Origin of the sequence: Pseudoalteromonas sp. HM-SA03, from assembly GCF_002289345.1 — a bacterium.
Classification (GTDB): Bacteria; Pseudomonadota; Gammaproteobacteria; order Enterobacterales; family Alteromonadaceae; genus Pseudoalteromonas.
Genome location: NZ_NSDG01000119.1, coordinates 36,106 through 49,941 on the forward strand (window position 1 = coordinate 36,106; position 13,836 = coordinate 49,941).

The following is a 13,836-nucleotide window of genomic DNA, read 5'->3' on the forward strand; positions in this document are numbered from 1 at the left end:
TATGTCAATTATTTTTACATACACACTGTATGTGAAAATAATCTCAAGGAGAGATCAATGAATAATCCTTACTCCGAAATTTTTAAGATAAAAGGAACTAAGCATTTTAGCTGTGCTGGTTTTATTGCTCGTATGCCGCTCTCTATGATGGCGATTGGGTTAATCACCATGCTTTCGCAACTCTATGACTCATATTGGATTGCAGGTTCCATTGCTGCGCTATTTACCTTCACCATGGCATTTGCTGCGCCACAGTTGTCGCGACTGATTGATAGGGTAGGGCAACGCAAGGTTGTGATCCCTGCGGCCTTGTTTAGTGCAGTATCTGCGCTGGCATTGTTGCTATTAAGCTACTTGCAAGCACCACTTTGGAGCCTCTATGTTTTAGCCATGTGTGCGGGCATTATGCCAAGTGTTCCGGCTTTAGTTCGGGCCAGGTGGAGTGCGATACAATCAGATCAAGGCTTACTTAATACGGCATATTCTTTTGAGTCGGTACTGGATGAAATTACCTTTGTGATAGGACCTCCACTTGCGATTGCACTGAGCAGCTTGCTCTTTCCTCAAGCCGGTCCGTTGCTAGCGGTTATTTTGTTTGTGATAGGCTGTATCTGGTTAGTGTCGCAACAGGACACCGAACCAAAAATAGAACAAAGTGAAAATCAGACCCGAACTTCCGCACTGGCTAACTCCACGGTTAAGTTGCTTAGTTTGGTGTTATTGGCACTTGGTGTAATTGTTGGTGCTATCGATGTATTAAGTATCGCTTTTGCTCAGCAGCAAGGTATGCCAATTGCGGCCAGTTTAGTATTGTCGGTGTACGCGCTTGGTTCTTGTATCGCTGGGTTTGGATTTGGGGCCATTAAGTGGCGTCTGTCTATGCCAGTACTGCTTGTACGTTTTGCGATGTTCACATTGATCGCGAGCGTGCTATTACTCAGTGTTAACCACGTTTATGGTTTGGCAGTAGTGATGTTTATTTCGGGACTCGCGTTTGCTCCAACCATGATCATTGCCATGGGTCTGGTTGAGCAAAGCGTACCAAAACACTTACTCACTGAAGCCTTAACTTGGCTAATTACCGGGCTCGGTGTGGGGATTGCAGGTGGGGCTGCGTTGACCGGATGGGTCGTTGAACACTTTACCGTGGATCTTGGATTTGGGGTTGCAGTGGTCGCTGCTGCTACTGTGGTGTTACTCGCCTGGTATCAAAAACACGATGATACAAGGCGAGCAACTCAAGTTGTCAGTGATTAAGGATGTAAGAGTCGCGCTTACTTCGCACGACATACCGCTTGTTTATCTGCAGTTTCGCTGCTGCAGGTTAGAAAAGCGGCACCATCTACTTCGAAAGTAGTGAGGCTGTGTTAATATAGTAGATGTGATAACTATTTATTTACACTCGGTTTCGATGAAGATGCTAATGACCTCTTTAGATTGTTGAAAGTTCAATGGAGGAGAGTATTTTTTAACAAAATCGCCTAAGCTATTGATAGTAGTTTAAGGCTGGCAGCGCCGGTGGAAAGCCCCAACGGCATATTGAATTGTCACACCTTTTTCGGTTTGTTATATGTCAGGAAGTTAAGCTGCTAGTGTACTCTCTGTAGTTCTTTCTTGCTCACTCACAGCACCTATGAATCCCATCTACCCTGATAAGTTAGGGTTATCTTCAGCTACGAAAAATTACAATGTTAATTAATATTGATTTATGTTAACTGTTGTAGGTTTATCCTGTTTGGGATACCATTTTCTAAATGATAATTATTTTGATTCTATTTGTGGGTAAGGAACTGAGTGAGCTATTAATATAGGAGAAGTCCAACCAATGAGCTGTACAGTGGCGGCTGTATGCATTGCATTTGTCGCCGTTGGTGTGGCTATTTATGCTGCGGCTGCTGTCAATGCTGTTGCTGGACTGAATGTTGCAGCTGCTATTTCTGTTGCAGTCAGTATTGCAATTACGGTTGATGGGGGTGAGCATGATGGCAATTGCAATAGCTGTCACTCACAGGGGTTGCTCGGCAGAATAGAGCCAAAATTGATGGATAAGCTAACTGTAGTTGATACTTTTTCACGACATTTAAGTATACCTGAGTTACATAGCAAAGCAGTGGTTGATTTTAAACGAAGTGAAGCGAGAGCGGTCTTGAATGTTGTGATTAACGTGGGACTTATAGAGCTCAATGAAGAGCAAAAATCTGAAGCGCTTGAAGCGTTAGAACGCTTGGTTTTGAAATCTCTAGGTGCCAATAGTCTAGAAATAAAAAAGGAGGATGAACACTATGATTTTTAGTGTTCCACAGGAATTAAGTAATTTAGCAGTTCTAGTGATAGTGGTCTTGATTGTTCCAGTACTGTTGACGAGTGGCATAGAGTTCTTGTTAACCAAAAAAGTGACTTGGCTGCTAGCTGGGTTTGTTTTTTCGGTCAGTGTTTTAATATTAACCTTGTTGCTTATTCAACTTAATTCATCCAAGGTTCTTGTTTCTAAAAGCTCAATAAAGTTTGAAAGTCTATTTTATTCCAGAACCATTGAACACCAGCAGGTTGAGCAAGTTTCTCCGCTTTATGAGCATGGCTTGCCAAATAGATATCAGCTGAGTATTAGAACGAATGGTGTTAGCTTAAACGGCTACCATGCTGGAAGCTATCGACTTAAAGATAATACCGAAGCATTTGTGTTGATGTCAGCCCCACCATACGCAGTTGTAGAGGTCAAAAACAAGCAATATATATTCTCGCTTAATGAGGATATGTACAAATTAATTGTAGAAGAATTAAGCAATTAAGCGAAATACATGGCTAGAGAATGGCAGCAGCTAAAATAGTGGCTGCCAAAATCAAATTACAAGCGCTACCTATGTAATGTATATCCTCAGTTCCGGCGGCATACCGCTTGTTTATCTGCAGTTTCGCTGCTGCAGGTTAGAAAAGCGGCACCACTTTCATCCAAAAACTCTCCTTGCCACGCGCCATCTTTGCCAAGCTTAATTGATAAAAAGCCAAACTTACCTTGTTCGTTAACGATTGCGTTTTGGCTATCAAGTGCATAATCAAATTCGCTAAAGGCATTGGTATCACTGAGGCTGACGCCGCTATTGCCGACAACGATTTGCGCAGGGCGCGCGGTACTGGCTGTAAAGGTTGAAGACTGATAAATATGCATGTGTCCTGCGAGTGATAAAGTTACGTGAGCAGGCAACTTACCTTGTCTGGTGTTCTTCAGGGCGGTTTGCAACATTACGTTTAATGTGTCTTTGGTTGTCGGGTCTTCAACGCCCCAAATGGGTCTGTGGCTCATAATCCACATGGGTTTGGCTTTGAGTAGTTCGCTTCTGACATTAAGTCGTTGATATTGCTGTTGGTAGACTTTTGTCAGGCCATTATCAGCACTGGCATCACAGGCATTGGCGCTATCCATTACCCAAATACTGAGTGGTTTTAAGTTGATGGTATAGGAGTTTTGCACAATGATATGGGCACTTGCAGATTGTGGCGGTTGATTATAATCCCCCTGTGCAGGACATTGCTTTTGCTCAATGGCATCAGGAAGGTTGGCTCCCGGACCAAAAAAATAAAACCAGCCAATTCCTGCGCGGCTACAAAGTTCATGATTGCCTCGTGCAAAAATCCATGGTGCGGTTGCTGAAAGATCCGTTGTTGCGGCAAAAAAGTCGGCTTGCCAGTTGCTCCATGTATCTGGTCTTGGGCTATTTAACGCGTTTTGACTGTAGTAGGTATCGTTAAGACCGCAGCTAGTACCGCCATATCCACCATCGCCTGCGTCATAAGCATAGGTATCACCGGAAATCGCACCTCCGGTACCTCGATAGTTGAAATCCCCCATATGGAGCAACAATTGTGGTTGTTGCTTTGCCCCTTGCTCTGCGAGGGTCTTAAACGGCTCGGCGGCAGTGTTGTTTTCGCAAACTGATGATTTACAACCCGTGTCGCCAAAAACCGCAATTTTATTCGGATCGAATGTCACTGGCGCTAACGAGAATTGGCTGCCACTGACGGTATAAGCCGTNATTTTCGCTTCGCATACAGAGATTGGAAAATGTGTTTGGTTCGGACGCATTGCTCGCAACTGCATCGGCATAGATTTTTTACCAAAGAGCAAGCTTGGGCATTGGTTGGCGTCGCTGAGCACGCCGTCAACAACGACGCGCGCGTAGATATTTGGGGCTTCTGTAGTGGAAGGCGCGAACATTGAGTAAGCGCCTAATACTTTGGTATTCGCTTGTTGGACTGCAAACGTGCTGCTACAAGCAATTAAATTGAGCGTCGCAATAGCGATGATGATGCGCATGACTTCATTCCTTTTTGAACAGTTGAATGAAGTTTAATGCATTGTTAACAATTTGCGAGTTTCGAATACGAATATCTTGCTTCTGCTGGTTATTGGTGGCTGCAGCGGTAGAAGCCGGTGACTGTGTCTTGGCTAAAGCGTGTGCCGTTAACATAGGTGTCTTGGTTGATTTTACCAAACTGCGCTAGGTTAAATTGCAATCGTGCAAGCATTTCAGCACTCGAGGCCTGTTCAAAGATTTCTGTTACTGGTGGATCGCCAACAAAGTTGGTATACCAAGGAAACCAAGAATTATCCTGCCCACTGACTGTTTGATTCGGATAATAATTCCCTCCTTGCTAATGGTCGAAGGTAAGATCTTCGAGGCTAAATAGACCAAAACTTGGCTGTGTCATACAAGCATCAGCTGTAATTGCTGCCGCTTCCTCAACTCCAAGTTTTTTGTGTTTATTAATATGGTGACAAGTATACATAAATTGAATAAATAACTTGACGTAATGGTCTCCTTCCACACTCGACATCGCAAAAAATATTTTTCATTTTATTGGATGTAACCTATCCAGTAAAATTGTAGTAAAGAAAGCTATTAAAGGTAGTCAACTACTGACTTATTTGGCACAAATGCCAAATTGTAATTTAGTCATGGGAGCGTGTGGCACCTTTAATTATTGGGGGTGTGAAATTAGCCAATTAGGTTTTCAAATTGAACTTATACCACCACAACACGTGAAGCCATTTTTGACGGGGAATAAAAATGATTACAACGATGCGTATGCAATTTTAATTGCATCACAGCAGGCACATATTCGCTCAGTTCCAGTGAAAACATTAGAGCAGCAAGATAGTCAAACAATCCATAAAATGAGAGAGCTTGCAATTGGTCAACGAACAGCACTGAGTAATCAAATTCGAGGTTTGCTACTTGAGTACGGTATTGCCATTACTAAAGGTATCGAAAATGTTCGCAAAGAAGTGGCTGCTTTGTTAGGTGAGGAGCGAGTATTGACCGCGAGCTTTAAACAAGTGCTTAGCCAACTCTATAAACTCCTACAAGTGCTTGATGAAAGTATTGAAACGTACAATCAACAGATAAAAGAGCAAGTTAAAAACAATGAGATATGCGTCAATTTACAGAGTATTCCGGGCATAGGGCCAATAGTTGCAAGTAGCTACTTTAACGAAATGGGTAATGGTAGTGGTTATACAAAAGGGCGAGATGTTTCAGCCTCATTGGGGCTAGTGCCTAAGCAACGCAGCACGGGTGGAAAATCAGTTTTGCTCGGGGTAAGTAAGCGTGGTAATCGATATTTGAGATGTTTACTGATTCAAGGAGCTACATCGGTTGTATCGAGAGCAAAGTATAAAACAGACCAACTGAGTCTTTGGATAAATCGACTTGTACAAACGCGAGGGCATGGCAATTACAGTATCAAAATAGGCATATCAAGCAAGATAAATAGATTTCTTTCACCGAATTGCGAAAGTGACTGAAGTAGATGACATAACAGGTCAAACCGACATATTGAAAACCTGTCGAGTTCAGGGGTAGCTAAATACCGATAACCTGATTAGGACAATATGCGCGATTTACATCTAGGTTAGAGTTTGTAATAGAACTCATTAACAGACCGTATATATGACAGCAATCCTGTCCCTGTTATTTGCTAAAGAAACCTTGCAATAAGGGAGTAATTTAATATGTTTTTAAAACAATTAGTTAGATAATTCCTTATTCAAACTTCGGGTTAAATAATGAATTAGGGGTGAGATATAAAATTATTACCATGAGGTTTAGACGTCCATACATCTAGAGGTTGAAATTTTCTAGTTTTTGTCCATAATAATGCCATTCGATTAGTCTGGAGCAGCGCATGCCAATCACCGTCACCGACGAACTCCCAGCCATTGCCCAATTGCGTCATGAAAATGTGTTCGTGATGCCACAAAGTCGTGCATCAACTCAAGAGATCCGCCCAATGCGGCTCGCCATATTAAACTTGATGCCGAATAAGGTGGAGACTGAGGTGCAATTTATCCGATTACTGGCAAATACCCCTTTGCAGGTGAATGTTGATTTGTTGCGACTAGACACGCACCGTAGCTCTGAAAACTCAGAACAACATCTAGATATGTTTTACCGCTATTTTTCGGATGTGAAAGATCAAAACTATGATGCGTTGATAGTCACCGGCGCGCCGCTGGCGCATCTTGAATATGACGATGTGGTGTATTGGCAGGAATTGCAAGCGTTTTTTGATTGGGCTGAGCACCATGTTACTTCAACCCTGTTTTCCTGTTGGGCCGCACATGCCGGCTTGTATCACCATTATGGGTTAAAGCGAGCGCTCAAAAATGACAAACTTTGCGGCGTATTCAAACACCGCTGTTACTTTGACCACGGGGCGCTCACTCGCGGTTTTGATGATGAGTTTTTGGTGCCACACTCACGCTATGGCCACATCGACATCGATAAAATTAACGGGTGTAAAGATCTCGTGGTATTAGCAGGCTCTGAAAAAGTGGGCGCTTACTTAATTAAAAATCACTCAGGCAGCCAAGTCTATATTACCGGTCACCCTGAATACGACGCCGATACGCTACAAAAAGAATATCTTCGCGATTGTGAAAAAATGGCCAACGCACCGCAGCCTGAGAACTATTTTCCTGAGAATGACACCAGCAAACGTCCATCTAAGACATGGCAAAGCCATGCATTCTTGTTATTCTCAAATTGGTTAAACTACTATGTTTACCAAACCACACCTTATGATATTAACTTAGTTAGCCAAGATGTAAGGACTAACAATTATGCCGAATAATGTAGCCGTAAACGGTGAGCAAATAGCAGAGCAGCTTAAGCAAGCAATGCAGCAACGGATTCTGATCTTAGACGGTGCAATGGGAACCATGATCCAAAAGCACAAATTAGAAGAACAAGACTATCGTGGTGAGCGCTTTAAAGATTGGCATGTCCTTATCAAAGGCAACAACGATCTACTAAGTTTGACGCAGCCTGAGATAATCAAACAGATCCATCGCGATTATCTAGCTGCTGGCGCGGATATCATTGAAACCAATACTTTTAACGCTACCACCATCTCGATGGAAGATTATGACATGGCAAGCCTAAGCCGTGAGATTAATCTTGAATCGGCGAAGCTTGCACGTGCGGTGTGTGATGAATTTACCGCCAAAGATCCCAGCAAGCCTCGCTATGTGGCAGGTGTACTTGGCCCAACGTCAAAAACCTGCTCGATTTCTCCAGATGTAAACGACCCTGGTTTTCGCAATATCACTTTCGACAAGTTGGTTGCAGCTTATGTTGAATCAACGCTTGCCCTTATTGAAGGCGGTGCGCACCTTATTTTGATTGAAACTATTTTTGATACGCTCAACGCCAAAGCCGCGTCTTACGGCGTAGAAGAAGCATTTGAGCAAGCGGGTGTCACTCTGCCTGTTATGATCTCGGGCACAATTACCGATGCTTCCGGTCGCACGCTTTCAGGGCAAACCACAGAGGCGTTTTATAACTCCATTCGTCATATTAAGCCAATCTCTATCGGCCTCAACTGCGCGCTAGGCCCAGATTTATTAAGACAATATGTAGAAGAGCTGTCACGCGTTTGTGAGACGTTTACCTCAGTGCATCCAAATGCAGGGCTTCCTAACGAGTTTGGTGAATACGACCTAGAAGCCGACGACATGGCAAAAGAGATTATCGATTGGGGTAATGAAGGATTTATCAATATTGTTGGCGGCTGCTGTGGCACCACGCCTGAACATATTCGTGCCTTCGCGATAGGCCTTGCACAAACCCAGCCGCGTAGCTTGCCTAACATCGAAGTGCGGATGCGTTTGGCAGGTCTTGAAGCCTGTAACTTAAATTAGGAATTCACCATGACACAAACAGCAGTATTTACCAATGTCGGTGAACGTACCAATGTAACGGGATCGGCAAAATTTAAGCGCTTAATTTTAGAAGAAGATTACGAAACCGCGCTGGATGTTGCCAGAGAGCAGGTTGAAAGCGGCGCGCAAGTGATTGATATCAACATGGATGAAGCCATGTTGGACTCAAAAGCTGCGATGGTGAAATTTCTCAATCTGATAGCGTCAGAGCCAGATATTTCAAAAGTCCCCATCATGGTTGACTCGTCTAAATGGGAAGTCATTGAAGCGGGCCTGAAATGTATTCAGGGTAAAGCCATTGTAAACTCAATTTCTTTGAAAGAGGGTGAGGCACCATTTATCCATCAAGCTAAAATCATCAAGCGCTTTGGCGCTGCTGTGGTGGTGATGGCATTTGATGAAGTTGGTCAAGCGGAAACCGCAGAACGAAAGTTTGAGATCTGTCAGCGCTCTTACAAAATCTTGGTTGACGAGCTAGGGTTTCCGCCAGAAGATATTATTTTTGACCCCAATATTTTCGCGGTCGCAACGGGTATCGAAGAACATGATAACTACGCCGTTGAATTTATCGAGGGTACGCGCAGAATTAAGCAAAACCTGCCGCATTGTAAAGTGTCAGGGGGCGTGTCGAACGTGTCCTTCTCATTCCGTGGTAACAACCCGGTGCGTGAAGCGATCCACTCTGTGTTTCTTTACCATGCGATTAAAGCAGGCATGGATATGGGGATCGTCAATGCCGGTCAGTTAGCCGTGTATGACGATATTCCAAAAGAACTCCGTGATGCCGTTGAGGATGTGATCCTCAATACCGACGCCGGTGCTGGCGAACGATTGGTTGAGATCGCACCGAAATACTCGGGTATGGCGCAAGCCGAAAAGCAGGAAGATTTAGAGTGGCGTTCTTGGCCGGTTGAAAAACGCTTGGAGCACGCCTTAGTTAAAGGGATCACCGAGTTTATCGACGAAGATACCGAGGCCTGTCGCCAACAGTTTGATAAGCCAATTCAAGTGATTGAAGGGCCTCTGATGGATGGTATGAACGTAGTTGGCGACTTGTTTGGCGCAGGCAAAATGTTCCTGCCTCAAGTGGTGAAATCTGCTCGAGTGATGAAGCGCGCAGTTGCCTACCTTGACCCTTACATTGAGGCCGAAAAGGAAGAAGGCTCTAGTAACGGTAAAGTGATCATGGCCACGGTTAAGGGCGATGTACACGACATTGGCAAAAACATTGTGGGCGTGGTACTGCAATGTAACAACTACGAAGTCGTGGACTTGGGTGTGATGGTGCCAGCAGAGAAAATTCTGCAAACGGCCATTGACGAAAACGCTGATGTCATTGGTCTGTCTGGCCTTATTACGCCATCCCTTGATGAAATGGTGCATGTTGCGAAAGAAATGACGCGTCGCGGCTTTGATATTCCTCTACTCATTGGTGGTGCAACCACATCGAAAGCGCATACGGCGGTTAAAATTGAACCTCAGTACGACAAAGGTGTGATTTACGTCAATAACGCCAGTCGTGCGGTTGGTGTGGTATCTAGCCTGCTAAGTAAAACCCAAAAGCCAGAGCTTTTAGCAAAAACAGCGGACGAATACGTCAAAGTACGGGAGCAGCAGGCGCGTAAAAAGCCACGTTCAAAACCGGTTACCTTGGCGCGTGCTCGCGATAATGCGGTAAAACTTGATTGGCAAAGCTACACGCCACCGGTGCCAAATAAGTTGGGGATCACCGAGTTTAAAGACGTGAGCATTAAAACGCTACGCGATTATATCGACTGGACGCCATTTTTTATGACCTGGTCATTGGCCGGTAAATATCCACGTATTCTACAAGACGAAGTAGTTGGTGAAGAGGCGCAAAAACTGTTTCATGATGCCAATGCCATGTTAGATCAGTTAGAACAAGCGGGCACTTTACAGCCACTGGGTGTGATTGGATTGTTTCCTGCTAACCGTGTGGGTGATGATATTGAAATTTATACCGATGAGTCGCGCAGCGAAGTCTTGGTTACGTCATGTCAGCTGCGTCAGCAAACCGAAAAAACCGATTTCCCTAACTATTGTTTGTCGGATTATATTGCACCTAAAGGCACACCTGATTATTTTGGTGCATTTGCGGTCACTGGTGGCCTTGAAGAAGATGACTTAGCAGATGCATTTGATGCCAAGCAAGATGACTACAACAAGATCATGATTAAAGCGGTCGCAGATCGTTTAGCCGAGGCATTTGCCGAATACTTGCATGAGCAAGTGCGTAAAGTGCACTGGGGATTTGCAGCGGATGAGGCGCTAAGTAACGAAGAGCTTATCCGTGAAAACTATCAAGGGATCCGTCCAGCGCCAGGGTATCCTGCGTGCCCTGAACACACCGAAAAACAAAAAATTTGGCAGCTGTTAGATGTCGAAAACCGTATCGGTATGAAGCTGACTAGCTCATACGCCATGTGGCCGGGAGCAGCGGTGTCGGGTTGGTATTTCTCGCATCCAGATTCTAAATACTTTGCCGTTGCGAGTATTCAAAGAGACCAAGTAGAAGACTATGCAGCGCGTCAAGCGATGTCGCTAGAAGAAGCGGAGCGTTGGCTTGGTCCTAACTTAGGATATGAACCCGCATAATAGCTGAATTGAAGCCTAGCTTACCTTAATCTAAGGCTAAGGTAAGCTAGGCTTTTTATTGCTTTCACTTTGTGAGTTTTAACGTTTATTTGCAGGCTGATAAATTTCAAATCCAAATTCATTAGAATATGTTGTTTAGTGGTTAACAGAGCGCGCTAAATTCAAGTATACTGAATTGAATAACTGTTAATAATAAGGCTTTACTCAACAATGAAGATGAAGTGGCTGTTTTCACTCCTTTTTATTTCCAATCTCGGTTGGGGGAGCAATCAGCTGGTTGTTGATATAATCAGTAGCGAAAATTTCAGTCAGCGTTATGAGCACTTTCTTGCGGGTCGTGACGCCTTAGACGTTGATTCTTTCTTTCCTACCACCAAAGGTTCCCATATTGAAATCATCGAAATGGTGCTATTACAGCAGGCTCTGTTTCTTGGTGGTGAAACACGTAAAGTCGTATTTAATCCAAAACCTTCGGTTAATATTCTAGAGTTTTCTGATCTGATCGCTGGGGAAAGCCTCATCCTTGCTCGCAGTGTTTGGCATGAAAACATCGTGGACTATCGCGGCTCATTATTTATCTCAGATCCGATTGTTGAAGTCGGAGATTACGCAGCAGGGTTTTACGTCACCAAGCGTAATGTCGCACTACAGCAAACACCGCTTTCACAGCTTCGGCAGCTAAATGTGGTGTCGAATCCGCAATGGGAAGTGGATTGGCGTGCGTTGATGAATACAGATTTACACATGGTGAGCTTTATTGGCCCGTGGGAAACCATGTTGGCAATGGTAGAAAGCGATGTAGTAGACACTATGTTGATTAATTTTAGCGTGAGTGACTCTTTAACTTTAAATTTTGAAGGTAAAGAATATGTCCCAATCGAAAATATTAAGGTTGTCTTGCCAGACTCTCGGCATTTTGTCGTCAGTAAAAACCATCCTGAAGGTGTGCAAATATTTGCGGCACTCAATCGTGGGTTAAAAATACTTAAACGACGAGGTGTGATCAAACAGGCGTTGACAGAATCTGGCTTTATCAACAAAAAAGTGGCGAATTGGCAGGTGGCTAACGCTGAAATGCTGGTGGGAGGAGACTAATGCAGCCAGCTGTGGTATCGCTTTTCATATTGGTGAGTACGCTAATTACATTTTGTGGGTTTGCTTACGAATCATCGGAACAAATACAGCGCAATTTAAATGCGCTACAAATGTCGGCTGAACAAGATTACGACTTGTCTTTATTACCGGACATCAGAGCACTTCGAGAGCAAGCGCGTGCACAAGGCAATAAGCCGTTGCAAATCAAAGCATTACTGTTGGAGGGGAGTATAGTTCAACACTTTGGTGAGTTTGAGGTTGGTCTCGACTTGCACCAACAAGCGTTGCAGTTGGCCGAAGCCGATGACAATACATTTTTAAAGGCGAACACCTATCTCGCTATCGCTCACCTTGATATTGACTTAGAAAGCTATGAGTTAGCACAGCGCTATTTAGATAAAGCGTCATTGCTGGCTGAGCAAATTGATGATAATGCCCAAATAAAAGCTGATATCAGCTTATGGCAGTCGCGCTTGAATATGGATAGGGGCGCGTATCGTTTAGCGCTTAAGTCTTCTTTAGTTCCAGAAATTTCAGGTATTCGCCAGGAGACGCTTGCACAGCTAAAGCTGACGCGTTCTTGGGCTCATTTACAGCTTGGTGAATACTTACCAGCCAAGCAAATTCTAGATGAGTTAGACGATGCGGGTTATCTGGTTCAAAATCGAAGAATGCGGATAATGTCGACGGTGCAGCGTGCCAGGGTGGCTTTACAAAGCGGTGATTTTGCCACTTCAATTGATGTAGCTCAGGCTGGGCTGAGAGATACGCTTGGTACACGTTTTTTACTTTTTCAATCTCAGTTGCAGTGGATATTGGCTTCAGCCTATGCTCAGCTTGGAGACTATCAGCAAGCGCATCGTTATTTAAAACGCTATGCCGTTACCGAGCAGTCACTGAATTTGCAAAAGCGTAATAACAAACTACTTAAGCTAGAAGCGCAATATTCTCTTGCCCAACAAAAGCAGGCACTGAACGAGCTTGAGCGAGACAATGCCCAGCAGGCAAAGCAGATTATGGCGCATCAGCAACAGATAGAAAATGCAAGATTAAGCCAGCAGCGTTGGTTGTTGATAGCCTTGCTTGCATTTACTTTGTTGCTGGTTTTTTATTGGCGCTGGCAGAATCGTCGATACACTAAACTGTTAGAAAGTCAGGTTGCGCAACGTACCGAGGAACTGGCGGAGCGAAATAAGCGGTTACAAACCCTCAGTTTCACCGATAGCTTAACTGGGCTGAGCAATCGGCATCACTTTTTTAGCGTCATTGATGGCACAATTGAAGTATACAAACAAAGATGGAAAGCACCTGAATTACAACAGAATACTGATCTGATTTTTGTGATTATTGATATCGATCACTTTAAAAATATCAATGATAATTTTGGTCATGCAGCAGGAGATATCGTGCTGCAAGATTTTGCTGAAATCCTTAAGCAATGTACACGTGAGTCAGATATTATAGTGCGCTGGGGTGGAGAAGAGTTTCTGCTGGTGATGCCAGATATGGACAGAGCGGCTGCGCACGAAGTGACAGAACGGATCCGTCGCCAAGTGGAGAGCTATCCATTTGTGGTGAACGATCAATCTATCAACTGTACTTGCTCAATCGGTTTTGCGCCATTCCCGTTTGACCCAACACAACCAGACAAGCTTAGCTGGGAGCATGTGTTAGAGTTAGCTGATGGTGGCTTATATCTTGCGAAAGAATCTCATCGCAATGCTTGGGTTGGCGTGCACACTGGAGACGAGGAAGTACAGAGTCCAGCCGATCACGTGGTGCAAAATCTACGCTCATATTTACAAGCAGGCAAACTAAAAACGTGGTCAAATCTATCCGATCTTATTTATGCTCGTAATACTCGATAAGCGAATTCGGCTATTTGGAGACATCCAGTTTAGGTG

The 13,836-nt window shown here is 44.1% G+C and carries 11 protein-coding genes; 9 read left to right on the top strand and 2 right to left on the bottom strand.

Going from position 1 to position 13,836, the window contains the following annotated elements; translation table 11 throughout:
- Positions 1 to 57 precede the first annotated feature (57 nt).
- From CKO50_RS22725 to CKO50_RS22735, 3 genes are all read left to right on the top strand, one after another.
- The gene (locus tag CKO50_RS22725; RefSeq protein WP_095730028.1) at positions 58 to 1,257 is read left to right on the top strand and encodes an MFS transporter; all 1,200 of its coding nucleotides are present in this window, start codon (positions 58 to 60) and stop codon (positions 1,255 to 1,257) included.
- Positions 1,258 to 1,825: 568 nt separating this feature from the next.
- Positions 1,826 to 2,293 carry a hypothetical protein gene (locus tag CKO50_RS22730; protein ID WP_095730029.1) on the top strand — a complete coding sequence of 156 codons (468 nt, stop codon included), beginning with the start codon at positions 1,826 to 1,828 and terminating at the stop codon, positions 2,291 to 2,293.
- Positions 2,283 to 2,789, top strand: coding sequence for a hypothetical protein (locus CKO50_RS22735; protein ID WP_095730030.1), 507 nt, complete (start codon positions 2,283 to 2,285; stop codon positions 2,787 to 2,789). The genes CKO50_RS22730 and CKO50_RS22735 overlap by 11 nt, the downstream gene beginning before the upstream one ends.
- Positions 2,790 to 2,875: 86 nt before the next feature.
- Here the strand turns inward: CKO50_RS22735 and CKO50_RS22740 are convergent, their stop codons facing one another.
- Positions 2,876 to 4,312 carry a metallophosphoesterase gene (locus CKO50_RS22740; protein ID WP_095730031.1) on the bottom strand — a complete coding sequence of 479 codons (1,437 nt, stop codon included), beginning with the start codon at positions 4,310 to 4,312 and terminating at the stop codon, positions 2,876 to 2,878.
- An 89-nt stretch (positions 4,313 to 4,401) separates the two neighbouring features.
- Positions 4,402 to 4,524 (bottom strand): hypothetical protein, encoded by a 123-nt coding sequence (locus CKO50_RS24990; RefSeq protein ID WP_255231159.1) that lies wholly within the window; start codon positions 4,522 to 4,524, stop codon positions 4,402 to 4,404.
- Between the two features lie 307 nt (positions 4,525 to 4,831).
- Between CKO50_RS24990 and CKO50_RS22750 the strand changes: the two genes are divergently transcribed.
- From CKO50_RS22750 to CKO50_RS22775, 6 genes are all read left to right on the top strand, one after another.
- Positions 4,832 to 5,803, top strand: coding sequence for an IS110 family transposase (locus CKO50_RS22750; RefSeq protein WP_255231185.1), 972 nt, complete (start codon positions 4,832 to 4,834; stop codon positions 5,801 to 5,803).
- Between the two features lie 380 nt (positions 5,804 to 6,183).
- The gene (gene metA, locus CKO50_RS22755; protein WP_095730032.1) at positions 6,184 to 7,131 is read left to right on the top strand and encodes a homoserine O-succinyltransferase; all 948 of its coding nucleotides are present in this window, start codon (positions 6,184 to 6,186) and stop codon (positions 7,129 to 7,131) included.
- Positions 7,121 to 8,200, top strand: coding sequence for a homocysteine S-methyltransferase family protein (locus CKO50_RS22760; RefSeq protein WP_095730033.1), 1,080 nt, complete (start codon positions 7,121 to 7,123; stop codon positions 8,198 to 8,200). Before metA ends, CKO50_RS22760 begins: the two co-directional genes overlap by 11 nt.
- A gap of 9 nt (positions 8,201 to 8,209) precedes the next feature.
- Positions 8,210 to 10,837 (top strand): methionine synthase, encoded by a 2,628-nt coding sequence (gene metH, locus CKO50_RS22765; RefSeq protein ID WP_095730034.1) that lies wholly within the window; start codon positions 8,210 to 8,212, stop codon positions 10,835 to 10,837.
- Between the two features lie 210 nt (positions 10,838 to 11,047).
- A complete protein-coding gene (locus CKO50_RS22770) occupies positions 11,048 to 11,932 on the top strand; it encodes a hypothetical protein (RefSeq protein WP_095730035.1) in 885 nt (294 codons plus the stop codon).
- Positions 11,932 to 13,800 (top strand): GGDEF domain-containing protein, encoded by a 1,869-nt coding sequence (locus CKO50_RS22775; RefSeq protein WP_095730036.1) that lies wholly within the window; start codon positions 11,932 to 11,934, stop codon positions 13,798 to 13,800. The genes CKO50_RS22770 and CKO50_RS22775 overlap by 1 nt, the downstream gene beginning before the upstream one ends.
- Positions 13,801 to 13,836 lie beyond the last annotated feature (36 nt).